General features: G+C 66.9%; 25 protein-coding genes. 12 read left to right on the top strand and 13 right to left on the bottom strand.

What is annotated here, in order from left to right; genetic code table 11:
• Positions 1–35: 35 nt before the first annotated feature.
• From DBO33_RS21865 to DBO33_RS21875, 3 genes are all read left to right on the top strand, one after another.
• Positions 36–752 carry a metal-dependent hydrolase gene (locus DBO33_RS21865; RefSeq protein ID WP_107656709.1) on the top strand — a complete coding sequence of 239 codons (717 nt, stop codon included), beginning with the start codon at positions 36–38 and terminating at the stop codon, positions 750–752.
• Positions 753–1,177: 425 nt separating this feature from the next.
• The gene (locus DBO33_RS21870) at positions 1,178–2,182 is read left to right on the top strand and encodes an SMP-30/gluconolactonase/LRE family protein (RefSeq protein WP_267897891.1); all 1,005 of its coding nucleotides are present in this window, start codon (positions 1,178–1,180) and stop codon (positions 2,180–2,182) included.
• Between the two features lie 59 nt (positions 2,183–2,241).
• Positions 2,242–3,501 (top strand): lipase family alpha/beta hydrolase, encoded by a 1,260-nt coding sequence (locus DBO33_RS21875; protein ID WP_107660487.1) that lies wholly within the window; start codon positions 2,242–2,244, stop codon positions 3,499–3,501.
• A 125-nt stretch (positions 3,502–3,626) separates the two neighbouring features.
• On the opposite strand, the gene DBO33_RS43615 is transcribed toward DBO33_RS21875, so the two are convergent.
• Entirely contained in the window at positions 3,627–3,836 is a 210-nt protein-coding gene (locus tag DBO33_RS43615) for a hypothetical protein (protein WP_199856718.1), read from the bottom strand.
• A 1,436-nt stretch (positions 3,837–5,272) separates the two neighbouring features.
• On the opposite strand from DBO33_RS43615, the gene DBO33_RS21890 reads away from it, so the two are divergent.
• On the top strand, positions 5,273–6,082 hold the full coding sequence (locus DBO33_RS21890) for a HugZ family pyridoxamine 5'-phosphate oxidase (protein WP_107660488.1): 810 nt from the start codon (positions 5,273–5,275) through the stop codon (positions 6,080–6,082).
• Here the strand turns inward: DBO33_RS21890 and gloA2 are convergent.
• Together gloA2 and DBO33_RS21900 are read right to left on the bottom strand one after the other, a co-directional pair.
• Entirely contained in the window at positions 6,070–6,456 is a 387-nt protein-coding gene (gloA2, locus tag DBO33_RS21895; RefSeq protein WP_107656712.1) for an SMU1112c/YaeR family gloxylase I-like metalloprotein, read from the bottom strand. The two genes, DBO33_RS21890 and gloA2, sit on opposite strands and share 13 nt — an antisense overlap.
• 310 nt (positions 6,457–6,766) lie before the next feature.
• Positions 6,767–7,405, bottom strand: a complete 639-nt coding sequence (locus DBO33_RS21900; protein ID WP_107656713.1) for a TetR family transcriptional regulator — start codon at positions 7,403–7,405, stop codon at positions 6,767–6,769.
• A 290-nt stretch (positions 7,406–7,695) separates the two neighbouring features.
• Between DBO33_RS21900 and DBO33_RS21905 the strand changes: the two genes are divergently transcribed.
• Positions 7,696–8,199 (top strand): VOC family protein, encoded by a 504-nt coding sequence (locus tag DBO33_RS21905; protein ID WP_107656714.1) that lies wholly within the window; start codon positions 7,696–7,698, stop codon positions 8,197–8,199.
• A gap of 45 nt (positions 8,200–8,244) precedes the next feature.
• Positions 8,245–9,120 (top strand): TIGR03619 family F420-dependent LLM class oxidoreductase, encoded by an 876-nt coding sequence (locus DBO33_RS21910; protein WP_107656715.1) that lies wholly within the window; start codon positions 8,245–8,247, stop codon positions 9,118–9,120.
• A 19-nt stretch (positions 9,121–9,139) separates the two neighbouring features.
• On the opposite strand, the gene DBO33_RS21915 is transcribed toward DBO33_RS21910, so the two are convergent.
• Both DBO33_RS21915 and DBO33_RS21920 read right to left on the bottom strand, forming a co-directional pair.
• Positions 9,140–9,889, bottom strand: a complete 750-nt coding sequence (locus DBO33_RS21915; RefSeq protein ID WP_107656716.1) for a hypothetical protein — start codon at positions 9,887–9,889, stop codon at positions 9,140–9,142.
• Between the two features lie 14 nt (positions 9,890–9,903).
• Entirely contained in the window at positions 9,904–10,977 is a 1,074-nt protein-coding gene (locus DBO33_RS21920) for a hypothetical protein (RefSeq protein WP_159080405.1), read from the bottom strand.
• A gap of 239 nt (positions 10,978–11,216) precedes the next feature.
• Here DBO33_RS21920 and DBO33_RS21925 point away from each other — a divergent pair, with 239 nt between their 5' ends.
• Positions 11,217–11,660, top strand: coding sequence for a VOC family protein (locus DBO33_RS21925; protein WP_107656718.1), 444 nt, complete (start codon positions 11,217–11,219; stop codon positions 11,658–11,660).
• A gap of 2,211 nt (positions 11,661–13,871) precedes the next feature.
• Here DBO33_RS21925 and DBO33_RS21940 read toward each other — a convergent pair.
• The 6 genes from DBO33_RS21940 to DBO33_RS42915 all read right to left on the bottom strand — a co-directional run bounded on the left by DBO33_RS21940 (position 13,872) and on the right by DBO33_RS42915 (position 19,137).
• Complete coding sequence (locus DBO33_RS21940) at positions 13,872–14,651, bottom strand: helix-turn-helix domain-containing protein (protein WP_107656719.1); 780 nt, start codon at positions 14,649–14,651, stop codon at positions 13,872–13,874.
• A gap of 67 nt (positions 14,652–14,718) precedes the next feature.
• On the bottom strand, positions 14,719–16,302 hold the full coding sequence (locus tag DBO33_RS21945) for a molybdopterin-dependent oxidoreductase (RefSeq protein ID WP_107656720.1): 1,584 nt from the start codon (positions 16,300–16,302) through the stop codon (positions 14,719–14,721).
• A gap of 49 nt (positions 16,303–16,351) precedes the next feature.
• Positions 16,352–17,365 carry an anti-sigma factor gene (locus DBO33_RS21950; RefSeq protein WP_107656721.1) on the bottom strand — a complete coding sequence of 338 codons (1,014 nt, stop codon included), beginning with the start codon at positions 17,363–17,365 and terminating at the stop codon, positions 16,352–16,354.
• Between the two features lie 52 nt (positions 17,366–17,417).
• Positions 17,418–18,083, bottom strand: a complete 666-nt coding sequence (gene sigK / locus DBO33_RS21955; RefSeq protein ID WP_107656722.1) for an ECF RNA polymerase sigma factor SigK — start codon at positions 18,081–18,083, stop codon at positions 17,418–17,420.
• 114 nt (positions 18,084–18,197) lie between these two features.
• On the bottom strand, positions 18,198–18,824 hold the full coding sequence (locus DBO33_RS21960; RefSeq protein WP_107656723.1) for a fasciclin domain-containing protein: 627 nt from the start codon (positions 18,822–18,824) through the stop codon (positions 18,198–18,200).
• Between the two features lie 118 nt (positions 18,825–18,942).
• Positions 18,943–19,137, bottom strand: coding sequence for a hypothetical protein (locus DBO33_RS42915; RefSeq protein WP_159080406.1), 195 nt, complete (start codon positions 19,135–19,137; stop codon positions 18,943–18,945).
• Positions 19,138–19,315: 178 nt separating this feature from the next.
• Here DBO33_RS42915 and DBO33_RS21965 point away from each other — a divergent pair, with 178 nt between their 5' ends.
• Positions 19,316–20,119, top strand: a complete 804-nt coding sequence (locus DBO33_RS21965; protein WP_107656724.1) for a thioesterase family protein — start codon at positions 19,316–19,318, stop codon at positions 20,117–20,119.
• A 106-nt stretch (positions 20,120–20,225) separates the two neighbouring features.
• Complete coding sequence (locus tag DBO33_RS21970) at positions 20,226–21,194, top strand: LLM class flavin-dependent oxidoreductase (RefSeq protein WP_107656725.1); 969 nt, start codon at positions 20,226–20,228, stop codon at positions 21,192–21,194.
• A 3-nt stretch (positions 21,195–21,197) separates the two neighbouring features.
• Here the strand turns inward: DBO33_RS21970 and DBO33_RS21975 are convergent, their stop codons facing one another.
• Positions 21,198–22,112, bottom strand: coding sequence for a helix-turn-helix domain-containing protein (locus tag DBO33_RS21975; RefSeq protein ID WP_159080407.1), 915 nt, complete (start codon positions 22,110–22,112; stop codon positions 21,198–21,200).
• 64 nt (positions 22,113–22,176) lie between these two features.
• Between DBO33_RS21975 and DBO33_RS21980 the strand changes: the two genes are divergently transcribed.
• From DBO33_RS21980 to DBO33_RS21990, 3 genes are read left to right on the top strand one after another with little or no spacing between them, the layout of a single operon-like run.
• Positions 22,177–23,427: a sulfotransferase family protein gene (locus DBO33_RS21980; RefSeq protein WP_107656727.1), complete on the top strand. Its 1,251-nt coding sequence runs from the start codon at positions 22,177–22,179 to the stop codon at positions 23,425–23,427.
• Positions 23,424–24,680 carry an MBL fold metallo-hydrolase gene (locus DBO33_RS21985; protein WP_107656728.1) on the top strand — a complete coding sequence of 419 codons (1,257 nt, stop codon included), beginning with the start codon at positions 23,424–23,426 and terminating at the stop codon, positions 24,678–24,680. Before DBO33_RS21980 ends, DBO33_RS21985 begins: the two co-directional genes overlap by 4 nt.
• A complete protein-coding gene (locus DBO33_RS21990; RefSeq protein ID WP_107656729.1) occupies positions 24,677–25,417 on the top strand; it encodes an SDR family NAD(P)-dependent oxidoreductase in 741 nt (246 codons plus the stop codon). The genes DBO33_RS21985 and DBO33_RS21990 overlap by 4 nt, the downstream gene beginning before the upstream one ends.
• Before the next feature lie 240 nt (positions 25,418–25,657).
• Here DBO33_RS21990 and DBO33_RS21995 read toward each other — a convergent pair whose 3' ends face one another.
• A complete protein-coding gene (locus tag DBO33_RS21995; protein ID WP_234390970.1) occupies positions 25,658–26,290 on the bottom strand; it encodes a hypothetical protein in 633 nt (210 codons plus the stop codon).
• Between the last annotated feature and the right edge of the window lie 45 nt (positions 26,291–26,335).

Genomic DNA, 26,335 nt, shown 5'->3' on the forward strand with positions numbered 1-26,335 from the left:
GCTGAACGATGCTGAGGTGAACTAACCTTCACCCGGTGCTTGGACATTCTCATGCGACCAGTGGCGCTTTGGCCTGGTCGGCGGCGGCAACGGCGCTGCCGGTCGCGATCTTGACCTACCCGACAATCCAGGATGTGTCAGGGCATCTCGGCCCCGTAGACCTGTTGCTCGGTGTGTTTTTGACGGCGGGTGCCGCGCTGTTGCCGGACGCGGATCATCCGAACGGAACGATCGCGCATGTGCTCGGCCCCATCTCCTACAACCTCTGCAAGTTGATCTCGTGGATCTCCGGCGGGCACCGGCACGCCACCCATTCCTTCGCCTTCGTCGCCGCGGTCTCCTATGGCACGTGGGCGGGCGAGCACTGGATCGGACGGTGGTTCACACTCGGGCTCGTCTTCTTCCTCCTGGCGCTGGCGGTGCGGGCACTGCATCTGTGCCCGCCGGGCGACGGGATCGAGGCGTGGGGCACCATCGTGGTGCTCGCGGTCGCGGGAACCTTCGCGATGGATCATTGGATCTCGGACAAGCCGGTGTGGCTGCCGTTCTCCGTCGGCCTCGGTGCGTTGGTGCACCTGCTCGGCGACTGCCTCACCGACCGCGGCTGCCGACTGTTCTGGCCGTTCAAGGTCCGTACGCGAGTGCCGATCATCGACCGCACCGGTAACAAGGTCGAGACCTGGGTGCTATCCCCGCTTTTCGTGCTCGGGACGCTCGCGGTGCTCTGGTACTCGATTACCCATCAGCCGTAGTTCTTCGTGCCGGCGAGCTGGTTCCGCGGCTCGGTCCAGGCGCTTCTTCAAGATCAACGGCACATGACGGTGGACCCTACTCGGCGAATGCCGCAGCCATGTGCCGTTGATCATGGGATGCGAGGAGGGGTAGGGCTCCCCTCCCCTGGAGATGCCCCCTGCGATCTGTGCCGTCTTTTTGAGACGGGAGGGCAGGAGGAGGTGACGTGAATAGGGTTGAGAACACATGGTTAGATGCGCATATTTACGTAAGAGCATGTTGTTTTGCTGTTTTGCGGTGTGGACCCACTTCACGTACAAATCACACTGCCGACGCTGCACATTCGTGCCGATCGTCCCCTGCCCCATCCTCGAACTGCCGTCTGACCTGCTCCCCTACCCCACCATCACCGCGGCATGCCCGTGACCCGGCGTTACGCTGAGACGTGCCCTCCTCGACTCTCCACCCGCAACGCTGGACACCGCCGCCCGCTCCCCCGCGAGCGCGCCGAACCCGTAGTGCGCCACCGCTTCCCGAGCTCACCCGCCTTGAACTACCAGGTGCCGGACCCGAGGATGTCGTGCTCGGGCCGGATGGACGACTTATCGTCGGCATCGATGACGGGTCGATTCTCAGTGTCGATCCGTCCACCGGTGACGTGCGTGAGCTCGCGAACACCGGTGGTCGCCCGCTGGGTCTGCACGCCGATCCTGATGGCACGCTGTTGATCTGCGACTTCGAGCGCGGCCTGCTGGAGCTGACGCCGGACGGCACGCTGAAGGTGCTGGTGGACGAGATCGACGGCGAGCCACTCCCGTTCGCCAGCAACGTGGTTCGCGACGCGGACGGCACCATCTATTTCTCGTCGTCGACGAGCCGTTTCTCCCTGACCGAGTACATGGGTGACATGCTCGAGCACTCCGGGACCGGCAGGCTGTTCCGTCGCGATCCGTCCGGCAAGGTGGAGACCTTGCTCGACAACCTGTATTTCGCCAACGGGGTGGTGCTTGCCCCCGATCGCTCGTGTGTGGTTGTCGCGGAGACCGGTGGCTATCGAGTGTCGCGATACTGGCTCACCGGGCCGAAGGCCGGCACCAGAGACTTTCTCGTGGAGAACCTTCCCGGGTTCCCGGACAATATGAGCCTCGGTAGCGACGGACTCGTCTGGATCACGCTGCCTGCCCCGCGAAACCCGTTGCTGGACCGGCTGCTTCCGCTGCCCGGGTTTCTGCGGCGAATCGTTTGGTTGCTGCCGGAGTGGGTGCAGCCGAAGCCTGCGAAGACGATCTGGGTGATGGCAGTCGGCTTCGACGGGAATGTCGTGCACGACCTGCAGACCGAGGGCACGAACTTCTCGATGGTCACCGGGGTGGTGGAGCGGGACGGTGTGTTGTATCTGGGCAGTCTCACCGAGTCGGCGGTGGGTGTTACGCGGGTGGTCACCGCCTGATCACCTGAAAGAACTTCCGTCGACGAGACGGTTTCAGTGAACGCTTGTACACTGAAACCATGAGTGAGCAGACCTATCAGCGGAAGGCCGAGGTCAGGGCCCTCGCTCGATTGGCGGGCGACGAGCTCGGTGGCGCGGTGGACGGCATCGCGTCGGTGCACCGGGCGATCGCGGGGCGGGTTTTCGCGGCGGTGCGGTTCGGGGTCGGTCCGGCCGCGGCTCCCGTGGAGGTGGTGCACGACGCGATCACCGACGGGGTGTACCGGATTGTCAGCGGGACGGCCGTTGCCGCAGGTCGGTTGGCCGAGCGAACCGTGGATTTACCCGGAGCCGAGGTGCCGTCGCGCACGGTGTTCGGCGCGGGCTTCCTCGGTGCGCTACAGGGCTTGATCGGCGACGATCTCGAGGAGCTGCGGCCCATCCTCGCCGGGCCGATGACGTTGCGCGTGGACGGTGATCCGGTGTCGCCCGAGCAGATCGGGAATCATGTCGCGCGGCCGAGTTCGCGGGTGGTGGTGTTTCTGCACGGTCTGGTGGAGACCGAGCATGCGTGGCGGCTCGGTGGGCGTACGAGTTATGCCGAAGGGATCGAGCAGGATCTCGGCTACAGCACCTTGCAGATCCGGTATAACAGCGGCTTGCACATTTCCGAGAATGCTCGTCAGCTGAGTGACTTGCTGGAGCGGCTGGTGGCGCACTGGCCGGTGGAGATCGAGCAGCTGTCGTTGGTCGGGCATTCGATGGGTGGGCTGATTGCCCGTGGCGCGTGCTTCGACGCGAGCGAGTCCGGGAAAGGGTGGGTGCGCAAGGTCCGGCATCTCGTGTGTCTCGGGTCGCCGCATTTAGGGGCTCCGCTCGAGCAGTTCGTGCATTACGCGTCTGCCGCGTTGGTCCGGGTGCCGGAGACTCGTCCGTTCGGTCATCTGCTGCGGCGGCGTAGCGCGGGTATTCGTGATCTGCGGCAGGGGTCGCTGGTGGACGAGGATTGGCGTGACGCGGATACGGATGATCTGACGCGGCGGGCGATCCGGGAGGTGCCGCTGCTCGACGGTGCCGACCATTACTTCGTCACCGCCTGCGTCACCCGCAGTCCACGCCACCCGCTGGGGCGGATCATCGGCGACGGGCTGGTTCTCACTCCTAGTGCCGCGGGGCGGAACCGGGCTCGTCGCATCGGGTTCGATGATGCGAATGGCTTACACGTTCCCGCGGCCAATCACTTCTCGCTGCTGAACCACCATGCCGTCTACGAGAAGCTGCGGCGGTGGTTGAGCACGGACCCGGAAACCGCTGTCGCTCTGGATGAAGCTGCCGAGTAGACCGAAGTGTCGGCCACTTCCAGCTGAAGGGCCCAAGGTAGCGGCAGCTATCTCAGGAAGCAGTCTGTCGGAGCCTGAGCGCAGGGCCGCAGCCTGAGCACAAGGCTATGTCAGGCCGGGTCAACTCATCCGTTGATGCGGTTGTCCGGCCGATGGTTCGTTGGCAGCGGCTCTGTATACGGGTTGTTGTTCACCGACCACTGCGGTGCAGGGCCGGGTTCGGCGTGGGAGGTGAATGCCGTCGCGCCCCCGACGACCAACGCCAGTGCCGCTGCCGTACCGACCAGTGAACGCACCATCCGCAGCCGTCCGCCCCACCGTTGCCGTTCGTCCATCGCGTAATCCCCTCGTCGCCCTGTATAGGCTCAATCGCGCTGACGGCCAAGCCGTTACGCAACCGGCGTGCGAGGGTCGAGCGCGCAACCAGAATGTTCCTGACGGTCGAGCATCGTCTGTGTAGCGGCCGAATGCCCGCGGTGTCGAGTTGCGGACCGGTCGGCCGCTTTGGGGTCGGGCGGAGGGACTGCCGACGTCGAAGTGGGGACCGATCAGCCGTCTTTGGCGTGGAGCTACTTTCAGAGGAGGTGTTCGGGGTCCGCGTCGGCCTCTAGGCGGACATCGGCGGTGAAGAGGGTTTCCACGTCGGGGTCATCGGTGTGGGCTGCGTAGAGGAGCAGGCTTTTACACATCTGCACCGGCCGACGCCATGCAGTGTGGGTGACTCGGCGTGCGGCGCCTCGAGTANGCCCACCCTGGTGCTCGAACGGCTCGACGCGGGGGAGAGCCCCACCGAAGTCGTCGTCGACCTCATCGCCGAAGCGATGGCCGTGCACGAAGGGCGCGTGCCCGCGCCGTGGGCCGTCGTCGGCCGCGTCGCCGAAATCGAAGAGCAGGCCCGCAAATTCGAGGTCGACGCCGACACCCGCGAAGCCATGCTCGCCGGTTTCCGCCACGACCTCGGTGCACGGCACGCCGGCCATTTCACCGGCGACCTCGGCGGCGGCGAGCAGCCAGTGTGCGGCGGCGACGGAGGCGGAGGCGGGATCGAGTTCGGTGAACAGTTCGATGGAGCCGAGCGGGTCGGCGCGTAGCAGGTCGTCGGCGGCCTGCACCTGGGCGGGCGAGACGTCGGGGCGGGAGAGCTCGACGGCTTGGCGGGCCCGGCCGGACAGGTCGCCGCGTTCGGCGGACTCGATGGCGGCTTGTTCGGCGCTCACCTCGGCGACGATGGTGTCGCGCAGGGTGAGGTCGTCGATCTCGTAGAGGGTGCGTCCGACGCGGTGCGCGGATTCGACGACGCCGCTGTAGGAGACGACGAGTCCCTCCGCGGAGGGCAGGTTGGGGGTGCGGATCCCCACTTCGACCTCTTTGAAGTTCCGGCGTTCCTCGGCGCGGCGCCAGGCTTCGCTGTTGGGGATGTCGGGGTCGCCCGCGGCGCTGGCCGGATGGGTGTAGGTGCGCCAGTGGAACCGCGACAGCGTGGTCAGGTTCGACGCCAGATTTGTTGCCTGATCATGGGTTGCCGTCTGCGGCAGGGTGGCAACAGCTTGGGCGAGGTCACCACGGCCGGTCGCCCAAATGGCGACGATCACGTTGTGGTCGGCGTCGAATGCGTATCGGGTCACCCGGCAAGTCTGGTCTATCCGGGCGCGATTCGCGCGGTCAATCCAATCCATTGACCGCACTACGCAAGCCGATCCGGCATGGCACGCTGGAAAAAGCCCCGCACCCGTTGTCTTGCGGATCGGGCGGGCAGGAGAGGATGGACGACATGACCCTCGACCACGGTGACCCCGGCGACGCTCCCTCGATCCCGCAGCCGACGGCGCCGGTGGCGAATCCGGCCCGGCCGTCCGCCGCCGAAGAGGCGAGAACTGTTGCCGCTTCGACGAATATGGCGACGCTGGCGAGTCTGAGCGAGGACGGCACGCCGTGGGCGTCGTTCGTGACGTACGGGCTGCTGGACGGTCAGCCGGTGCTGTGTGTGTCCAAGATGGCTGAGCACGGGCGCAACCTGGCCGGGGATCCGCGGGCGAGTCTCGCGATCGTGGCGCCTGATATGCCTGCGGATCCGCTGGCGGGGACCAGGATCACGCTGGCTGGTGTGGTGGAGCGGCCGGTGGGTGCGGAGGCCGACGCGGCGCGGGCGGCGCATCTGGCGGCGGTGCCCGCGGCGAAGTATTACATCGACTACAGCGATTTCTCGGTGTGGGTGCTGCGCGTGCGACGGGTGCGGTGGGTCGGCGGGTACGGGCGGATGGACTCCGCGACCGCAGAGCAGTATGCCGAGACGACGCCGGATCCGATCGTGCCGGTCGCGGCGGGTGCTATCACCCATCTCAATGATGATCACGCGTCGGCGTTGCTGGCGATGGCGCAGGCGTTGGGCGGGTATCCGGACGCGACCGAGGCCAGCTGTGAGCGGGCCGATCGGTACGGGCTGGACCTGCGGGTGGTGACGCCGCGCGGGGTAGCGCGGACTCGGGTGGGTTATGTGGCGCCGATCGATTCGATCGATGAATTGCGGGCGGCGACAGTGGAATTGGCGAAGCGGTCGCGCGGGATGAATCAGACTTCGTAGAGTTCCAGGGGCAGGTCGTCGGGGTCGAAGAAGAACGCCATGCGTTGTCCGGTGACCTCGTCGACGCGCAGTTCCTCGGTGCGCACGCCCTTGGCGGCCAGCTCGTCGAGCGTCGCGGCGACGTCGCGGACTGCGAACGCCAGGTGGCGTAGGCCTGCTGCCTCCGGCCAGCTCGCTCGGTCGGGGGGCTCGGGGAATGAGAACAGTTCGATTCGGCTGCCGCCCGGGATGGCGAGGTCGAGTTTGTAGGAGCGGCGGGTGGCGCGATAGTGCTCGGCGATCACCGCGAGGCCGAGGGTCTCGGTGTAGAACCGTTTGGAGCGTACGTAGTCGGAGGCGATGATCGCCACGTGATGAATTCCTAGTAGTTCCACTCAGCGACCGTATCCCAGGGGGTGTGCGGGTCCTGGTAACCCACCCTGGGTAGTGCTGTGCCGCGTGTTCACACCTGAGCTGTCTCGCGAGTGGCACACCCTGGTGCGTCGTTCTCGACGTTTGCCGCAACCATGTGCCACTCACGAACGACTGCATGTTTCCGGGCGACCCACGTTCGGGCAGACATTTGTTGCGCGCGTCGGTAGGCCAGGACGATTCTTCGATTTGGCGCGACGGGCGGTTCGCACCTCGTCGCCAGGCCACTAGGGGCGGTGCGAAAGGTGCCCGCGCCGACGTCCGATGGCTACCTCAGTGGCGGCGCTCGCCGGGTTTCGTGTCGCGGGTGGGCACGGTGAGCATGGCGACGATCATGTCGGTGATCTCGGCGGCGTCGTCGGGGTGGGGTGTGCGTACGCCTGCTTCGAGGGTGCGTTCGTAGTCGGCCATGAGGGCGAACATGACGGTGGCCATGGTTTCGAGGCGTTGGCGGCGTGTGCGTGGGGTGAGTTGAGGTAAAGCGGCGGCGAGGCGGGTGGCGATGATGCGTACGGCGGCGCGGTCGGTGCCGGCGAGGCGTCGTGGGTCGGCGATCACCGGGTGGGCGCGCACGACTTCGAGGAAGCGGCCGAAGTGGGTGACCTCGTCCTGGGTGATGAGCTCGAGGATGGGGTCGGCGAGCATGGCGACCAGCGTGTTGATTTCGTGGGCGGTGCCGTCGGCCTCGTGGGTGGCGAGCAGGTGCATTCGGCGTTCTTCGAGCCAGTTCATCCGGCGCTCGACGATGGCTTCGATCAAGCCGTGGCGGGAGTCGAAGTAGTAGTGCACCGCGGAGTTGTTGCGGTGACCCGCTGCTGCGGCGATCTCGCGCAGCGGAACCTCTACTCCGCGTTCGGCGATGAGTCGCTCCCCCGCGTCGAGCAGTGACGCGCGCGAATCGGCGATGAGCATAGGTGCACTGTACTAAACCGGGGCCTTGACTGTGTTAAGCACACGTGTTTAGTTGAAGATATGGGTAGAAGGCACCTGATGGCCGCCGGTTGGGTGCGCGAGGGCGGTACCGTGCGCCGTCGAAGCCTTGCGGCACAAGGCAATCCCGCAGCGCTGACACCCGAGACCCGCCGGATCTATTACTGGCCGAGTCGCGGTTCCGAGTGCCGCGCGCACGGCCTCACACCGGCGAGCGGCTGTGCGCCTGGTGCCGCACATCGAGGAAGCTCCCCGGCGAACGCGTCTGTCCGATGATCACGGCGGGGCCGATCTTTCAGCTGTGCTGGGTCGTGCGCGATATCGCGGCGGCGCAACAGGAGTTCTCCGAGCGGTACGGGGTGGCGCACTGGTTCACGATTCCGGATGTGCACTTCGGGCCGGAATCGTGCGAATTGCGTGGCGAGCCAGCCGATTACACGATCACGGTCGCACTGGGGTATGCGGGTGGGCAGCAGTTGGAGCTGATCGAACCGCGGGGTGGGATCAGCTTGTATGCCGAGCATCTCGCGCGGTTCGGGCCGGGACTGCATCACACGGGGTGGGTGCCCGAGGACTACGACGGTGCGCTGCACGAGGCGCGGGCGGCGGGCATCGAGCTGGTGGCGCGCGGGAAATTCGAGGGCGTCGGGATGGAGTTCGCGTATCTGGAAGGCGGGCCGATCGGGTCGTACTTCGAGTTGATGCGGCTCTCCGATGCGATGAAGGCGATGTTCGACACGCTGATTCCCGACGGATTCTCGAACCCATGGCAGTAGACGCACACACGGCGCTGTATTCGCGGCGCCAGGAAGGCGACTGATATGCGCTTCACCTATGCCGAAACCATGACGGACCCGGCGTACTACATACCGTTGGCCCGCGCCGCCGAGGAGGCCGGGTACTCGTCGATGGCGGTCGCGGACAGCATCGCCTATCCGCGGGACTCCGACGCCAAGTACCCGTACACCCCCGACGGGAACCGGGAATTCCTGGAGGACAAGCCGTTCGTCGAGGCGTTCGTGCTCAGCGCGGCGATGGCGGCGGTGACCACGACGCTGCGGTTCACCCCGTTCGTGCTGAAACTGCCGATCCGGCCGCCGGTGCTGGTCGCCAAGCAGGCCGCGTCGGTGGCGGCGTTGAGCGGCAACCGGTTCGGGCTCGGCGTCGGGATCAGCCCGTGGCCCGATGATTTCGAGATCATGGGTGTGCCGTTCGAGAAGCGTGGTGCGCGGATGGACGAGTGCATCGACATCGTGCGCGGGTTGACCGCGGGCGGGTACTTCGAGTTTCACGGCGAGTTCTACGACATACCGCCGATCAAGATCTCGCCGGTGCCGACCGAGCCGGTACCGATCCTCATCGGTGGACACAGCAAGCCCGCGCTGCGGCGGGCCGCGCAACGCGGTGACGGGTGGATGCACGCGGGTGGCGACGGAGCCGAACTCGACCGGCTGCTGGTCGAACTGGACGCGTTGCGTGCCGAATACGGGACGCGCAAGGACTTCGAGGTACACGTGATCTCCCTCGACGGATTCACCGTGGACGGGATCAAACGACTGGAGGACAAGGGGGTTACCGACGTCATCGTCGGCTTCCGTCTCCCCTACACCCTCGAACAGGACACCGAACCCCTCGACACGAAGATCGCCAACCTGTCCCGCTTCGCCGAAAAGGTCATCGCGCGGACTTCGAGTTGAGTTGCGCGACAGCCGGACGCTAGGTCATGAGCTGGCGCACGCTCACGGGTTCGCCCGGGGTCAGGGAGCAAAGTCCCGGAGCGGCCAGGCCGTTTTCGCGGAGGAAGGCGCGCAGGCTGGGGCCGTTGGCGCGGCGGCGGGTGACCGACCAGGTGACGGTGTAGTCGGAGTTGCTGCCGCAGCCGTGGGGCGAGTCGTAGCCCGGATAGCGGATCGTCACGCGATAGGTGCCGCCTGCGGCGTCGACGGCCCGGTCCCATCCGAACTTGTCCTTGGCGACCGAACCGATGACCACGAAACCGTCGCAGTTGGGAAAGATGAAATCGTGCAGCGACAGGCCTATTCGTCGCATGACGAAGCCCGCCCAGTTGTTGCCGTCGGCGATCGAGACGTCTCCTTCGGCGGTGTAGTCGAGTTCGGGCACATCGGCGTGCACACCCGGCTGCCGCACCTGCTGACGCAGACTGTCCATGGCTCTGTCCGCGACTTGCCCGGACAATCCATCCAGTCCACCCCGAACGTCCCCGGTGTCGCCGTTGAAGATCACGTATGAGATCACGGCCGGTGTCGCGCTGCCTGCCAGCACCACCCGATCGAATCTCAGCCCGACGACGTGGTCGCCGTTGTTCACGTCACCGGCCGAAAATGATTGCGAGCCGAGCGATCTGTTGCCCACGGCCAGCCGGAACTGCACAGTGTTCGTGTCCTCGTGCCGGGACCGGGTGTTGTCGATGTGGAACTGTTCCAGCGTGAAGGTGTAGATACCCATCGGTCGGTCGCCGATCAGCGCGGGCTGACGAAGACGCGGACGAGGCCTTGGCCGGAATCCAGGGCAGTCAGCGCCTTGCCGATGATGGAGCCCAGGGCGCGGCTCATGTCGGACACCTTGCGCGCGTGGCCGGTGGTGGCCGAGGTGGTCAGCAGGTCGCCGGGGCGGATCGGGCTCTCCGTCGCGTCGGCGGCGCACCACACCTTGCCCATCAGCGCGATGTTCACGCCGTCGTCGTGGCGGTCGAGCACGATCGCCGGCGCGACACCGCCTGCGCCCGAGACGATTCCGGCGACCGCGGTGTCGTACTCCCGGCGGCACGGATGCACCGTGCCGCTCTCCCCGACGACCACCACCGTGCCTGCGGCGATTCCCGGCTCACCGCAGGTCAGCGCCTCCGCGTAGTCGGCGCCGGCCAAGAACAGATCGCCCGTCACGGTGATATTGCCTTTGACGGTGACGTTCCCGTCGAAATAGCCTGCGTCGCCGCGACCCTTGTTGTAGCCGGCGATCGCCGCGTGATTCGAATGGGTTTCACCGTGTACGCCCTCACCGCCGTGCGGTCCCCCGACGCCCCAGACGCCCGGGCCGTTGCTGAGGTTGTAGCCGCCGACGCCGGCATGGGCGGTGCGGGAATACCCGGTCACACCTTCGCCACCGGATTCGGCGCCGCGTCCCCACACGCCGCTGCCGCCGCTCGGGCTCTCGTTGTAGCCGGCGACGCCCGCGGTATTGCCATGGCTGACACCGTGTACGCCTTCGCCGCCGCTCTTCGCACCCTCCCCCCACACGCCGACGCCGCCGTCGGGGTTGTGGTTGTAGCCGCCTACGCCGGCGTATCCAGTGCGGGAGTAGCCGGTGACACCCTCACCACCGGAGGCGGCCCCCTGCCCCCATACGCCGCTGCCGCCGCTCGGGCTCTCGTTGTAGCCGGCGACACCGGCGGTATTGCCGTAGCTGACTCCATGCACCCCCTCGCCGCCGCTCGCGGAACCTTCGCCCCACACGCCCGCGCCGCCCGCGGAATTTTTGCCCGTGACGCCGGCCTGCGCGGCATCGCCGGAAACACCCTCCAAAGGCATCGACATGACAGCTCTCCCTCCCCGCCCGCCGCGCAGCCGCGATAGCCGCTGAATCACCGGCGAAGACAGTGGTCCCATGCTGGGCGCCACGGTCATCGGGCGACAAGCTTTCGGTCCGCCTACTGAACCCGTTCTCTAGCTGCGCAATCTGCGCAGCACGCGAGATCGGTTCGGCGGCCACGATGGAGGGTGAGTTGTCAGTGACGAACCCGGTGCGCAGAGTTGCGCGACCGAAAGGAATCTCGATGCCCGTCCGCTACCAGTTGGTGATCGATTGCGCCGATCCCGACCGCCAAGCGCGCTTCTGGGCTGCCGCCCTGGGCTATGAATTCGCGCCGCCCCCAACTGGTTTCGTTACTTGGGACGACTACTACCGTGCGCTGGGGCTGCCGGAAGCAGGATCGACCAGCGGCGTGGACCGGATCAGCGACCCGCAGGGTGGTGGACCGGCCATCTGGTTCCAGGTGGTCCGAGACGCGAAGGCCGTGAAGAACCGGCTGCACATCGACATCCACGCCAGCGGCGACCGGACCGACCCGATGCAGACGCGGAAAAAGCGAGTTGACACCGAAGCCGACCGCCTGGTGGGCCTGGGCGCCACCATCAGCGGTGTCCTGTATCAGGAAGGAATCGACCACTACGCGGTCGCGATGAAGGACCCCGAAGGGAACGAGTTCGATATCAACTGACCTAGTCCTTCGCGCGCGACGGCCAGAGCGTGCAGGAGTCACCGACCGGGGCATGGTGGCGGCAAAGTTCGAGTACGCCCGCCCTCATGTCCCGAGGTGATCGGCTCCGCGCACGCAGTGGGACATGGCAGCGGGAAGGTGCGCGTGAGGCCGCCTTCATGTCCCGAGGTGGCCAGCTTTCCGCATGCGGTGGGACACGACGGCCGGGAAGTGCCGGTGAAGTCGCTTTCATGTCCCGACGTGACTCGCTTTCCCGCACGCAATGGAACATGGCGGCGCGAAAGTGCACGTGAGGCCGCCCTCATGTCCCGAGATGGCCAGCTTTCCGCACGCGGTGGAACATGGCGGCCGGGAAGTGCGGGTGCAGCCGCTTTCATGTCCCCGACGTGACTAGCTTCCGGCACACGGCGGGACATGGCGGCGCGAAAGTGCGAGCGCTCGCGTCCCATTCGATGGACAGGTCCTCTGCTAGGCGCGGCCACGTGCCATGGGGCGGCGAGGTCGGCTGGCATGCGCGAGTGCGTGCGCCAGTTGGCGGCCGGCTCCTCGCACGCAACGGGATAGCGGCAGCAAGCTCAGGCGAGCCCGCCCCATGTCCCGGGGTGATCAACTCCGCGCACGTAATGGGACATGGCGGCGGCACAGTGCAAGTAGGCCCGCCGTCATGTCCCGGCGTGATCGACTCGATTCATGCGATGGGACATAGCGGCGGGAAAGCGCGAGTAGGCCCGCCCTCATGTCCCCCGGGCGATCCCCCGACGCACGCATCGGGGCGTAGCGGCGGCAAAGTAGGTGAGGCCTCCGGGCATGTAGGCGAGTCGTTGCGACCTGGTGATTCAGGCAGGCCGTCAGAGGGCACCGAATTCCAGAAAACCCGCAACACGGATGCCCGAGCCACCCGGCTGGGATTCCGACGAGCCGCGCGGGTCAGTCGACCAGCCCGGCAAAGTCCACCGAATCGGGTCGCGCCGACCCGCGCAGGCCGCCCGCATCTCCGGTAGCTCCCCGTTGGATGGAGGTCCGTCGCTGAGCGGGGCTCGGGGGTGCGGGGGCCGCCACGGCTTCTGGCGGAAGTCCTACCTTCGGCCGGTCTCGGCGCGCTGCTCGGTTCAGGCTCGGCCGGTCTNCTCATGCCGTCTCGCGGGGTCTGGGATGTGTGTATGAGACACGGGCGCTCGGCGTACCACTGGGGCCAGGGGCCGGCGGAGAGGGTGTTGTCCAGTGGGAGTTCGGCGATCCAGCCTGGCCAGGGTGCGCCGAACATCGACGGCGTATTCGCGTGCAGCGCTGCCAATTCGCGGCCGAAGCGGTCGGCGGTGTCGGGGGTGGCGCCGTTGTCGTCGAGCCAGGGTAAGACGATCATTCGGTCGTCAGCGGCCAGTACTTCCGGCAGTAGCGCGACTTCCGGCAGCAGCGCACCGGTGGTCTGCCCGACAGCGGTGTCGGCGTCGCGGCCGCCAGCTATCCCGCTGCCGGACTCCGCTCGGTCGTCAGCGGCCAGCACGTCTGGAAGTAGCGCACTCGTCCGCTGTTCAAGAGCGCTATCTTCGCCGCGGTCCCCAGCCATCCCGCAGCCGGACTCCGCTCGGTCGTCAGCGGCCAGCACGTCTGGAAGTAGCGCACTCGTCCGCTGTTCGACAGCGCTGTCTTCGCCGCGGTCCCCAGCTATCCTGCTGCCGGACTCCGCTTCGCCAGAGGACAACTCGGCGGCGAGATCCGCCCGAACTCGGGATGGCCGATCTAGTCCGGGTTTGCTCGGCCGTGTTGGTGACGGGTGAACCTGGCCGGGCCGATTGCTGTCACCGAGCTCGAACCAGGCCGCGATCTCCCGCGACCGCCGGCTTGCCCGCGCGGACCCAGCGACTGGCCCGCGCGGTTCTTCAGAATCCCAACCAGGCGGCTCAGGCACCTGTGTTGCGGGTTCCCCGAATTCGGTGCCACCTGTCGGCCCGCGTGAATCAGCAGGCATCATCGGCTCGCGTGAATCGAGTCGCGCCGACGCGCGCAGTCCGCCGGCCGATCCGGTAGCGAGCCAGCGCAGGCCGGCCGCTTCGGCGGCGAAGACAGTGGTCGGCTCGGCGGCAGCTTTCACGAAGACCTCGCGGCCGTCGGCGAGTGTGGCGCGGTGTGTTGTCCACTCGTGGCCGGCCCCGAGATCGGTGACGGCGCGGACGGGGATGCCGAGGAGTGCGCCGAGGTGGTCGGTGAGGGTCATGAGGCCTGCGCGGTGAGGCGCTTCATTGTGTCCTCGTCGGCGGGGAAGAACGATTCGATGGCGAGTTCGGCGACGGTGACGTTCATGGGCGTGCCGAAGACCGAGGTGATGCTGATGAAGGACAGTTCGTGACCATCGCGGAGCAGGCGCAACGGCACCACGGATTGGTCGGGGTCGGGCAGCGCCGGGTCGACTTCGCCGCCGGGGTAAGCACGTAGCTCGTCGCGCAGTTCCACCAGTTCGGGCGAGCCGGTGACCTCGATCTGGCGGGTCAGGCGCGCGAACAGGTGGCCGCGCCATTCCGCGAGGTTGACGATCTGGCCTGCCATACCGTCGGGGTGCAGGCTCAACCGCAGGGCGTTGATCGGCGGGGTCAGCAGCGCGGGGTCTATGCCGTCGAGCAGGAGTGTGACACCGGCGTTGGCGTCGATCATGGTCCAGCTCTGGTCGATGGCCAGCGCCGGATACGGCTGGTGGCCGGTCAGGATTTGGCTCATCGCGCTGCGGACCGCGTCCATCGCAGGAGCATCGAGGGCGGGTTCGGCGTAGACGGGTGCGTAACCGGCGGCCAGCAGCAGCCGATTGCGTTCGCGCAGTGGGATTTCCAGGTGTTCGCTCAGGTGCACCAGCATGGCGCGGCTCGGTTTGGCGCGACCGGTCTCGATGAAACTCAGGTGCCGCGCCGAAGTGTCCGAGCGCCCGGCCAGCTCCAGCTGGCTCAGCCTGCGCTCCAGTCGCCAATGTCGCAGGAGGTCACCGGCCGTTTGTGTGTTCACTCCCCGATCCTACGAACCAGCAGGGGTCACGACGATTACCTGACAGGTAATCGACGCACGCAGCAGATCAGCGCACGGTGATCACCCGGTTGTGCCAGCCGGTGGAGCCGTCGGGGAAGGGCGGGGTGCGGCGGTCGGTTTGGGTGATGCCGTCGCGGTCGGTGGCCCGGACGCGCAGGGTGTGGGCGCCAGGAGTAGCGGTCCAGCGCCAGGTCCATTGGCGCCAGGTGTCGGTGGAGTATTCGTCGGCGAGGGTGGCCGGTTGCCATGGTTGGTCGTCGACCTGGACTTCGACGGCGTCGATGCCGCGGTGCTGCGCCCAGGCGACTCCGGCGACGATGACATCGCCGGCAGGCACGGTGGCGAAGGCTGCGGGGACATCGATCCGTGCCGCGGTTTTGATGAGTGCTTGTGCGGCCCAACCGCGTTCGGTCCAGTAAGCCTTGTCGCGGTCGAACCGGGTGAGCTCGAGGTCGATGACCCACTTGGTGGCGGAGACGTATCCGTACAGGCCCGGCACGATCAGTCGCGCGGGGTAGCCATGCGCTATCGGCAGCGGTTCGCCGTTCATGCCGACCGCCAGTAGTGCGTCACGACCGTCGGTTACCGCGGAAACCGGTGTGCTCGCGGTGAATCCGTCGATACTGCGGGACAGCAGCATGTCGGCCTCGGGATGCACACCTGCCTCCGCGAGCAGATCCGCCAGCCGGTACCCCGTCCAAACAGCGGTGCCCGCCAGCTCGCCGCCGACTTCGTTGGATACGCAGGTCATCGTGATCGTCCGCTCGACCGCTACCCGTTGCCGCAACTCATCGAAGTCCAAATTCATTGGCCGATCGACCATTCCGTGGATACGCAGCCGCCAGTCACCACTCGTCAGCGCAGGCAATTGCAAGGCGGTGTCGACGCGGTAGAAGCGATCGTTCGGCGTCACGAAGTCGGTCAGCCCTGGAACTGCCAGCCGCACACCGGATCCCAGAGGTGGAGCCGGAACCGCTCGCGGAACAATGAACCCGGCCCGGTCGGCCACCACATCCCGCAGCCGCGCACCTAACCATTGCCCGGCAACGGCCGCGCCCACGGCCACGGCTCCCACTCCCGCCGACAACAGGAGAAACCGACGTCGCGAAGCCGACATCGGCCCGTCGTCCACCGGTACAGCGGCTCTGTCCACTGGTTCATCCCCGCGCCCATGCGAGCCCCGTCCGATCAGCAAGCGCAGGACGACCACTCCCGCCGCGACGCCGACAACCGTCGGTAGCGCGAACCATACTGTCGCAGTAGGGCGTTGCAGTGCGGCTCCGAGGACGACACCGCCGAGCAGAACCAGCAGCACGCTACCGACCGGGCGTCTTCGTTCCAGCACACCAAGGATCGCCGCGAAGACGACCATCACTCCGGCCATCGACAGGAAGAGGGCGAGTTTGTCGTTGCTGCCGAATCGGCGGATTGCCGCGTCCTTCAATGCATGTGGCGTATGGTCGACCACCGAGGCGCCCATCGCGTAGAACGGTGAGGCGGCGGGATCGATTAGTGCCGCGACCAGATGGCCGACACCTAAGACGGTGAGCGCGGCGAGCACTCCGGCCAGCGCTGCCGACGGTCTGTTGAGCGCGTGTTTCGGACGTGCTTGGTCCCCAGGCTGTTTCATCGCAGGTTCCTGTTGTTCGTGGGAAGCTGCGACTCGCGTGGCAGCTCGGTCAGGCGAGATTCACGCTCGCGATCGTGTCTCCGGTCGGCGTCGGGGAACCGGTGGACGGCTCGACTGTGACGGCCAAGGTGTCGACCGGGTCGAAGCGGGTCACCAAAGCGGGACCGGTGGAAGGCAATTCGGTCAGCACAGTGGCCGATTGTGCCTTTCCACCCAGTGGCACCAACCAGACCTGATAGGACCGGCCTGGCGACGGTGCCGATACGGACTCGAAAGACACTGTGGCAGCAGCAATTCGAGCCGAGGTACGGACGGTGAGGGTGCCGCCGCCCGCGACGGGGACCGACTTCACCGTGACGTCGGGTTGCTCGAGCACCAGCTGCGCGGTCAACCCGGGCGAGCCCGGATCGCCGGCTCGGTTCACCAGCACGCCCACCCCAGCACCGATCGCCACAATCACCGCGACCGCCGCCGCCAGCCAGCGCAGCCGCTGGAACCGTTTGTGGTTCGCAGCCGCTTCCTCGGCCTGGTGGAAGCCGTTGCGGCCGCTGCCCGAATCACCGGGATTGCCCCGACGGAATGGATTGCGCGCCGTGCCCGGCGGATCAGTCGCCGCATCGCTCGAGTGAAATCCATTGCCGCTAGCGTCTCGTCCAACTATTTGGTCATCGACCTGGGGCAATCGGCGAGGCCCTTCCCCCGGCATCCCGGCTGCCTCGCCGGACCACGGCAATCGGTCACCACCCGGATCTGATGCACCAGTTGCCTCTCCAGAACGCTGAAAACCATCGCGGCGCTCGCCCGGCGCACCAGCCGCTTCATCCAACGCCCGCAGCAACGTCGTTTCCAACTCCGCCGGCGGCGCCGTCGCATCGAGCACCGTCAGCGCCGCCAATGTTTCCCGCACCCCGAAAACGATGGCGGCAAACGCATCCACGGTAACCGGGTCGGCTTCGCGAAGCCGATGCTCGATACTGCGCCGCTCGAGCTCGGCAACCGCGTCCATCGCATACGGATAAGCCAGGTCGAGCAGGTCGCTCCCGCGCTGCCCGTTCTCGCTCATGTGCGCACCACGTAGCCGGAAGGACCGCGCCGGGCCAGGATTCGCTGCCTGCTCATGCGGTCTCACCTCCTGTCAAACAGTCCTCGAGCCGTTTCAAACCGTCCCGGATCCGGCTCTTGATCGTCGGCAGCGGGACTTCGAGATGGTCGGCGACCTCGCTGTAGGTGCGGCCGCTGTAGTAGGCCAGCGCGACGGCTTCGCGCTGGATCGCGGTCAACGTGTCCAGGCAGTCGAGCACCGACTGTTCGTCGAGCAGCTGCCCGACCTCCTCTGCGACGACATCGTGGTCGCGGCCGAGATTCGCTTGCCCGTAGACGACGTCGCGGGTGGCGGCGGATTGCTCGCGGCGCACCCGGTCCACCGCCCGCCGATGGGCCAGCATCATCAGCCAGCCCATCGGACTGGACAGCTTCCGGTCGTACCCCGTCGCCAGCGACCACGCCTGCAGATACACCTCCTGGGTGATCTCCTCGGCCGCGGCGTGACTACGCAGGATGCGCAGCGCCAAGCCGAAGACGCGGTGGCTGGTCGCGCGGTAGAACTCGGTGAAGGCGTCGCGATCGCCGGTCGCGATCGCATCGAGCAGCTCGATCAGCCGCCGCGTCCGCGCCGCCTCCTCCGGATCCTCCCTGGCCGGGCACGACGGTGTCACCGGTGGCCCGCCCGCGCCGGTGTTGCGGCGCAGGCGGATCGCGGTGAGCTTCGGTTCATTCGGCATGGTCACCTCTGCATCGATCGATGGCGGGGGCGAACAGGGAATGGATCTGCGGCAGCAACACGTCGAGCTCGACTCCTGATTGGGAGGGACCCTTGCGAACAGTGCGTAGCGAGGCTACGCGGCGGGCGGCATCAGCACGGTGTCGATCATGTATACCGTCGCATTTGCCGTCTTCACGCCGCCGCAGATCACCGAGGCGTCGCCGACTTTGATGTCGTCACCGGTGCGGGTGACGGTCACGTTCGCGCCCTCGACCGTCTTGTGGGTGCCCGCGATCTTGTCCGGCGCGACCTGGCCCGGCACCACGTGATAGGTGAGAATCTTGGTCAGCGTGGCCGAGTCCGTCTTCAGCGAATTCACTGTCGCCGGGTCGATTTTGGCGAATGCCGCGTCGACCGGGGCGAACACGGTGAACTGGCCGCCGTTGAGGGTGTCGACCAGATTCACCTGCGGGTTGAGCTGACCGGATACCGCGGCGACCAACGTCGTCAGCAGCGGATTGTGGGAGGCCGCGGTGGCGACCGGATCCTGGGCCATGCCGCTGACCGAACCGGCGCCGGTCGGCACCTGCTGAGCGTAGGTCTTGCAGCCCGCGCCGACCAGATCGCCGGACGCGCTGGTCGACATGGTCGGCGCGGCGGTGGTCGAGGGTGTCGCGGTGTCGGCGGCCTTGTCGCTCGAACAGGCCGAGGCACCCACCACCGAGGTCAGCAGCATCGCCGCCACGACCGAACGTCGCATTGCAGTCATCGTGTTTTCGCTTCCGTCGAGACGGCTCGTAGCCGTGCTGGGAGTGGACGGAACGGAATTCGCCTGGGTCGGTGACCCGGATGGGTCGGATCTCCCGCCGGTTTTTCAGCTAACGGTCGGCGCGCGGGTCGAGGACCATCGAACCGTCCTGGACGAGGGTGCTGCGGGCGCGCCGACGGACCCGGCAGGTGTCCACCGAACAGTCCAGATGGATCTGCATCGCCCGGTGAGCGCGCGCGGCCGACATCGGGCCCGGATCGATCCGGCACTCAGCGATACCCGCATCCATTGCAACCGTCTGCATCTGTTTCTCCTTTCGCCGGGGCGCTCGCCGTTCGCCGGCAGCGCACATCGATCAGTTCCTCACCGAGTACTTCGTTCTGCTGCCAGCAAAGGACTGGCTAGTTTTTGAGCGAGGCGTTGAGGCCGTGAAGATCGGGTGCGCGCTCGCCCATGTCGCGTTCGACAGGCAGGATCGTGGGATGACTACTACGGCGGGTTTCGTATTCGACCGCGATACGACCAGCGAACCGGTTGGGGAGCACGAGTTCGGGCTGACGTTGTCGGACCGGTGGACCACCTTCATCGGCACTTCGAATGGAGGGTATCTGCTTGCCAGCTGTTTGCAGGCACTGCGACGCGAGTTGCCGCAGCCTGATTTGCTGTCTGCGTCAGCACATTTCCTGCGCCCCGGCAGTCCCGGGCCCGCGCGCATCAGCACCGAGATCGCCCGGGTCGGGCGGCGCACCGCGACCGGGCAGGCCACGCTGCTGCGCGACGATCGCGAAATCCTGCGTGTACTGGCCACTTTCACCGACCTGGCGGCAGCGGACGGGCCGACGCTCGTCCGCGGCGAGCCACCCGTGTTGCCGCCGCCGGAGCAGTGCTTCGACCCCGCCGACAGTTATCCGAGCCAGCCGCCGTCGCTCTTCGAACGGGTCGAGTTCCGCATGCCGGAGGTACCGGGGTTCTGGCGTGGCGAGCCCGGCGGCACCACTTCCGCCGAGTTCTGGATGCGGATGTCCGATGGTCGTGACGCCGATCCGATCGCCCTCGCGTGCCTGGTCGATGCCGCCGCGCCGATCGTCTTCGACCTCGGGGTCGCCGGGTCGGCCACGATCGAACTGACCGTTCATATCCGCAAACGTCCCGCACCCGGTTGGCTGGCGTGTCGGGTGTCCACCAACTATCTGATGGACGGATTCCACGAGGAGGACTTCGAGATCTGGGACAGCACAGGGGTGCTGGTTGCTCAATCGCGGCAGCTGGCGATCGTTTCGACGTAAGCCCGTACCCAACCCTGCGCCTTGACCGCTTATGAAACACGTTCTATCTTTGGGTGGCTATTTCGAATCCACTGTCGAATAATCGACATCCAGCGAAGGGTCTGCCTTGTCGACCTTCACTGTCCTGCGCTTCAATTTCGCGAATCCCGGGGGCGATCCGGGCATCCAGCGGGATGCGGTGGCTACTGCGCTAGAGCTCGTGCGATGGGGCGAAACCCGCGGCATCCAGGCGGTCAGCGTGGACGAGCATCACGCCACCGGACATGGCTGGTGCCCGAATCCGCTGCTCGCCGCGGGGCTCTTCCTCTCGAATACGCAGCGAACGATCGTCTCCGTGGACTGCGCGCTCGGCCCGCTGTGGAATCCGGCGCGGCTGGCCGAGGACATCGCCTTTCTCGACATGATGAGCGGCGGCCGGTTACATGTGACGATCGGATTGGGTTACCGCCCCGTCGAATACGAGGCACTGGCGGCGGATTTCCATCGGCGCGGACAGAACATGGACCGGCTGCTCGATCACCTGCTGGCGGCTTGGACCGGGTCGGCGGTCAGCACCCCGCGCCCGTCGAGCCGCCCGCATCCCCCGATCTATGTCGGCGGCGGCGTGCGCGCCACGGCCGAACGCGCCGCGCGCCGGGGCTTGCCCTTGAGCCTGCCCGAACATCTGCCCGACATCGCCGACCACTATCGGCGGCTGTGCACGGAACACGGTCACCGGCCGGTGGTGATCATGCCGCCCGAGCGCAAGCGCGGAATGATCTTCCTGCACGAGGACCCGGAGCGGGCATGGGCCGAGCTGGGCAGCCATATCCTCTGGGAGGCAACTACTTACGGGCAGTGGAGCGCCGGTGACCGGAGGTCCTACATGCATCTGCCCGGCGTGTCCTCGATGGCCGAGGTACGCGAATCAGGGCGCTACCGTTTCCTCACACCGGACGAACTGGTCGAAGAACTCCGCGTGGATGCAGGTGCACCGCAGCCGCTCGTCCTGCATCCCCTCGTCGGTGGTATGCCGCCCGAGGCTGCCTGGCACTCGGTCGAATTGCTCGTCACGAAAGTGCTGCCGCACGTGTAGCCATCAGCCGCGCGCGGCAGGCGGCGGCGCGAGATGACGGTAGGTCGCGGCGAAGGTGCGCAGGGAATCGCCGATTCGCCGGACGTGTTCGCCGTCCAGTGGTCCCATCGGCTGCGCCGAGACAGACAACCGCACTCGATGCTCGGCGTCGCTGATCGGCGCCGAGATGGTCGCGATGGCATGCACAGCGTCCGCCCGTAATTCCTCGTCGGTCAGGTCGATGGTGGTCAGCTCGAGGAAAGCTGCGGCCAATCGAGTGGAGATCTCGTCGTGTCCAGAGTCCGCACCCAGCGCCTGCATCGCCCGGAAAATGCGCAGATAGGCACCGCTGAGCCGCTCCACGCAGAATCCGCGGTCGCGAATGTAGTTCAGTGTCAGCTTGATTCGATCCGTCTGCGCCTTGGGGATGCGGCCGGCGGGCGATAGCCAGCCGACTTGCGCCGCCGCGTCCCACGCGACGAACTCCCGTCCGAACGGCACGACGAACGGCAGGCTGAGCCCCTCGGTGATCGCCGACGGCGCCGCGCCGTCGCCGGTGGTCACGACGCGGACGATCAGGTTCTCGGCACAGTGTTCGGTAAGGAACACAGGCATGCCGAGACGCGCCGACAATTCCCGCAGCGGGCCGCGGAAATCGCGTTCGAGCATGCTGCCCGCGAAGAGCGCCGGCAGCGCTGGGCCGATGCGGTATCGCAGGGCTTCGTCGCGGGTCACCCATTCACCGGCGCTCAGCGCCGTCATGATCGCGTGTCCGGTGGCGCGGCTCAGCCGCAGTCGCGTGCAGATCTCGACCAATGACCAGCCGCGGCCCGGGGCGTGGGCGAGCAACTCGACGACGGCGATGACCCGCTGGGTGGGTGGCGACGCGGTACCCGCCCCTTGACCCTCTTCTGAAACCTGTTCTAGAGTCGTGCTCATATTTTCGAATCCTACATCGACTATTCGACACATAGCTCGTAGGACCCATCCCGCAAGGCAGACCATGACAGACACGATCCGCATCCGCGATCTGATGGATCCGGTGCTCAGCCCGGTGCAACGCGCCGCGCTCGAGGCCGCGGCCGCGCACCCGGTCGACCTCACCGTCGACGCGGTCCTCGACAGCGCGCGCCGGCGGACCGGACTCAGCGACTTCGGCGAGCACGACTTCCGCGACCGATTGGGGCTCTGGCTCGCCGAGGCCGGTGCCGATGCCAACCGGACCGCGCTGGGCCGCGCACAAGTATTCCGGCTGGTGACCCGCTATGCGACAACACGATTGAAGCTCGTCGATTTGTTCGCACGGCATCCGGAGATCGCCGACGAGCCGCTCGCGGCGCCGATCGTCGTGGTGGGACTGCCTCGGTCGGGCACCACGCATCTGGTCAATCTGCTCGCCGCCGATCCCGCGTGCCAATCCCTGCCGTTGTGGGAGAGTTACGAACCCGTGGGGCCCCAGCATGAACGACTGCCCGCCTCGCGCGACGATCGTCGTGCCCGTGCCCTCGCCGAGTATGAGCGCAGCGTGCTGCTCCTGCCACATCAACAGGCCATGCATCCGATGGAACCCGATCATGTGCACGAGGAAATCGAGTTGCAGGGGCCGGATTTCGGCGGCTACATGCTGGAGTGGGTTGCCCACGTCCCGGGCTGGCGCGACGCCTACCTCGCCGAGGACCAGACGCCACGCTATCGGTGGATGCGACGGACCCTGCAAGCCATCCAGTGGATGCGCGGGGACCGGCGACGCTGGGTGCTCAAGTCGCCGCAACATCTCGAACAGCTCGGACCGCTGCTGGCGACCTTCCCGGATGCCACGGTCGTGGTGACGCATCGCGATCCCCTGTCGGTGGTGCAGTCCGCGGCGACCATGATCGCGTATTCGGCGCGCCTCAGCACACAGCGAGTCGACCCGCGGGCGATCTTCGGCTACTGGACCGATCGGATCGAGCGCATGTTGTCCACCAGTGTCCGTGACCGGCCCTTACTGCCCGCCGGACGCACCGTCGATGTGTATTTTCACGAGTTCATGGCAGACGAACTCGGCACGCTGGCCAGGATTTACGCGACCGCAGGCCTCGACTTCGCCACTCAGCGTGCGGCGGCGCAGCGCTACCTCGACGAGCATCCACGGGACCGGGGCGGCCGTATCGCTTACGACCTCCGGGCCGACTTCGACGCCGATCCAGCGGTAGTGCGGCAGCGCTTCGACTTCTATGCGCGGACCTACCCGGTACGGGAGGAGGTGCGGTGATCTCACCACTCATCGCGAATCGACCACCCGCCAGCGACATTCGCCCGGCCACCGGTGTCGCGACCACGGTCGCCGAGGGCGTGTGGATGTCTCCGGGACTGTCCAACACCTACCTGGTCGCCACCCCCGCCGGGAGCGTCTTGATCAATACCGGCATGGGCTTCGAAGCACCACAGCATCAAACCGCTTATGCCACAGTCGAACCCACCCCGCTCCGCTATATCGTGCTCACCCAGGGACATGTCGATCATGTCGGCGGGGTCGATCTGCTGCGTGGACCGGATACCCAGGTCATCGCGCATCAGGCCAACCGAGCCTGTCAGGCCGATGACGCGCGGATCGCGGCGTTCCGGGCCCGGCGCAGTCTGCCCTTCTTCGCGGCGGCCATCGCGCAAGCCGCGCGCAGCGGACGGCCAGGAGCCGGGCACCGGCAGTCGGTTCCGGTGCCCGACATCACCTTCGACGACCACTACAGCTTCGACCTCGGTGACACCCGCTTCGAATTGCTGTCCACGCCGGGTGAGACCGTCGACTCGCTGACGGTGTGGTTACCCCAGCGTCGAATCGCGTTCGTAGGCAATCTGTTCGGCGCTCTGTTCGGGCACTTTCCGAATTTCAGCACGGTGCGCGGTGACCGGCTGCGCGATCCGCTGACCTTCCTGGCGGCGGCCGACCGGGTGCTCGCCTTGAAACCGGAGCTGTTGTGTGTCGGCCACTTCGAGCCGATCCGTGGCGCGGACGTCATCCGGGCGGAGATCACCAAGATCCGCGACGCGGTGCACTACGTGCACGACGCGGTGATCCGTGGCATGAACGACGAGTCCGACGTGTACACCGTGATGCGCGAGACCCGGTTGCCCGACGAGCTGCGGGTCGGTGAGGGCTACGGCATGGTGTCCTGGGCGGTGCGCGCGATCTGGGAGTTGTACGCCGGGTGGTTCCACGCTCGCTCGACCACCGAGCTGTACGGCACACCGGCGGCGGACGCGCATGCCGCGATCGTCGCGACCGCAGGTACGGACCCCCTGGCAGCGGCCGCCCGCGCCGAACTCACTGGCGGCCATCCGCTTCGGGCGATCCAGTTGGCCGAGATCGTGCTCACCGTGCACCCGCGCCATACCGCAGCGTGGCTCGTCTACCGCGACGCACACCTGATGCTCCGAGATCAGCACGGCGGCGAGAACTTCTGGCTGCACACCTGGCTCGAACTGTGCGCCGACACCGCCGACAAGACCCTTACGGAGACGAAATGACTGCGGTAACATTTGATTTCGCGGGCACCTCAGTGCTCGTCCCCGGCGGTACCCGCGGCATCGGCCTGGCCGTTGCGGGCGGTTTCCGGGCCGCCGGAGCGAACGTCACCATCACCGGCACCCGCCCCGATCCGGCCTCCTACGATGCCGACCTCAGCGGGTTCCGGTATGAGCAGCTCGATCTGATGAACCCCGCTGACGTGGCCGCACTGGACGACCGGCTCGACGCGGTCGACATTCTGGTGAACAACGCCGGGGCCAACTTTCCCGGCGGCCGCAGCGAGTGGGAGCCCGATGCCTTCGCGGACGGCATCGCCCTCAATCTGATTTCCCCGTTCCGGCTGACCACCACCCTGCGCTCGCGGCTGGCTGCCAGCGGTGCCGGGGCCGTGGTCAACACCGCCTCACTGTCCGCCTTCTTCGGCCTCGAAATGGTGCCCGCTTACGGTGCGGCCAGGGCTGCGATTACGCAGCTCACGAAAACCCTTGCTATCGCCTGGGCCCGGCACGACATTCGAGTCAACGCCGCCGCCCCCGGCATCATCGAAACCGATATGACGGCACCGATGTTCGCCCGGGATCAATTGACCGCGCCGATGCGCAGTCGCACCCCCGCCGGGCGGTTCGGCACCCCCGCCGACGTCACCGACGTCGTCATGTTCCTGGCCAGTCCGTCCGCCCGCTACATCACTGGTCAAACGCTGCTGGTAGACGGTGGGTACTCCATCCAGGGCTGACCGTGGGCCGCGAGGGTTACGGATTCGAGTCGGCTCGAGAGAGTGCCCAACCGTCCACTCGCGCCCCACGGCAGCGGCCCGGCCGGAGAGCTGAGCTGGGCTGGGCGCAGTCGAGCCGGGGTGGGTCGGGCGCCAACGGAGCCAGGCCTGGTCGGGCTCCATCCGAGGCGGGCACAGTCAGGCCAGGGTGTCGCGCGACCTTCAGAATGGATTGGGCCGGGTCGTGAGAACGGTGAACCGTCAGGTAGGTGGGGCTATTTTGGCGATGGATACCGGTCCTGAACCGGCGGTGACCGTGACGAATTGGCGGTAGGTGCGGATTGCGGACGCGGGGCGGATTTCGGTGATGACCACGTCGAACCGGCCGTCGGCCATGGGGGTGACCAGGACGCAGTGCTGGGTGCCTGCGGGGACGGAGTTGATGCCCGCGCTGATCACGTCGACCGAGGGGACGGCCGCGTCCGGGGTGGTCACCGCTCGTGCGGCGGCGCCGGATCGGGACACGTAGTAGGCGTATTGGAAGGCCAGGATGACGTCGGGTCCCGAGGCGGTGGAGCCGGTTCCGTTGCCGCGCACCAGCTGGTCGTTCCTGGTCGGCTGGCAGGACGGTGCGCCGCCGAGCACCGGATCCACGTAGGTGGCCGACTGTCGTGGCGGGCTCGCGGCCGCCGTGTAGACCAGCACGACCGCTACCGCCGCCATCGAACCGACCACCGCGGCCGAGCCGACCAGAAAGGGTCGTCCTCTGCGCTGCGCATGCCAGCGTTGGGGTCGCGGTGGCGGAATCATGCCCGGCCACAACGGTTCTGCTGCCGTGTGCCGCCCGCGACGCGCGGCGGCACTCCCCCCGGAAACGTTGGACGACGACATCATTGCGCCGCACCCCCTTTACCGGTGCCTACTCAGCGCCGCCGGACA

Origin of the sequence: Nocardia suismassiliense (assembly GCF_900269665.1) — a bacterium.
Classification (GTDB): Bacteria; Actinomycetota; Actinomycetes; order Mycobacteriales; family Mycobacteriaceae; genus Nocardia; species Nocardia suismassiliense.

Bases quoted from the DNA above. Each gene is read 5' to 3' on its own strand.
- DBO33_RS21875 (WP_107660487.1), top strand. From the start codon at position 2,242: ATGAGTGAGCAGACCTATCAGCGGAAGGCCGAGGTCAGGGCCCTCGCT.
- DBO33_RS43615 (WP_199856718.1), bottom strand. From the start codon at position 3,836: ATGGACGAACGGCAACGGTGGGGCGGACGGCTGCGGATGGTGCGTTCA.
- DBO33_RS21890 (WP_107660488.1), top strand. From the start codon at position 5,273: ATGACCCTCGACCACGGTGACCCCGGCGACGCTCCCTCGATCCCGCAG.
- DBO33_RS21900 (WP_107656713.1), bottom strand. From the start codon at position 7,405: ATGCTCATCGCCGATTCGCGCGCGTCACTGCTCGACGCGGGGGAGCGA.
- DBO33_RS21905 (WP_107656714.1), top strand. From the start codon at position 7,696: ATGATCACGGCGGGGCCGATCTTTCAGCTGTGCTGGGTCGTGCGCGAT.
- DBO33_RS21910 (WP_107656715.1), top strand. From the start codon at position 8,245: ATGCGCTTCACCTATGCCGAAACCATGACGGACCCGGCGTACTACATA.
- DBO33_RS21915 (WP_107656716.1), bottom strand. From the start codon at position 9,889: ATGGGTATCTACACCTTCACGCTGGAACAGTTCCACATCGACAACACC.
- DBO33_RS21920 (WP_159080405.1), bottom strand. From the start codon at position 10,977: ATGTCGATGCCTTTGGAGGGTGTTTCCGGCGATGCCGCGCAGGCCGGC.
- DBO33_RS21925 (WP_107656718.1), top strand. From the start codon at position 11,217: ATGCCCGTCCGCTACCAGTTGGTGATCGATTGCGCCGATCCCGACCGC.
- DBO33_RS21945 (WP_107656720.1), bottom strand. From the start codon at position 16,302: ATGAAACAGCCTGGGGACCAAGCACGTCCGAAACACGCGCTCAACAGA.
- DBO33_RS21950 (WP_107656721.1), bottom strand. From the start codon at position 17,365: ATGAGCGAGAACGGGCAGCGCGGGAGCGACCTGCTCGACCTGGCTTAT.
- sigK (WP_107656722.1), bottom strand. From the start codon at position 18,083: ATGCCGAATGAACCGAAGCTCACCGCGATCCGCCTGCGCCGCAACACC.
- DBO33_RS21960 (WP_107656723.1), bottom strand. From the start codon at position 18,824: ATGCGACGTTCGGTCGTGGCGGCGATGCTGCTGACCTCGGTGGTGGGT.
- DBO33_RS42915 (WP_159080406.1), bottom strand. From the start codon at position 19,137: ATGCAGACGGTTGCAATGGATGCGGGTATCGCTGAGTGCCGGATCGAT.
- DBO33_RS21965 (WP_107656724.1), top strand. From the start codon at position 19,316: ATGACTACTACGGCGGGTTTCGTATTCGACCGCGATACGACCAGCGAA.
- DBO33_RS21975 (WP_159080407.1), bottom strand. From the start codon at position 22,112: ATGAGCACGACTCTAGAACAGGTTTCAGAAGAGGGTCAAGGGGCGGGT.
- DBO33_RS21980 (WP_107656727.1), top strand. From the start codon at position 22,177: ATGACAGACACGATCCGCATCCGCGATCTGATGGATCCGGTGCTCAGC.
- DBO33_RS21990 (WP_107656729.1), top strand. From the start codon at position 24,677: ATGACTGCGGTAACATTTGATTTCGCGGGCACCTCAGTGCTCGTCCCC.
- DBO33_RS21995 (WP_234390970.1), bottom strand. From the start codon at position 26,290: ATGATGTCGTCGTCCAACGTTTCCGGGGGGAGTGCCGCCGCGCGTCGC.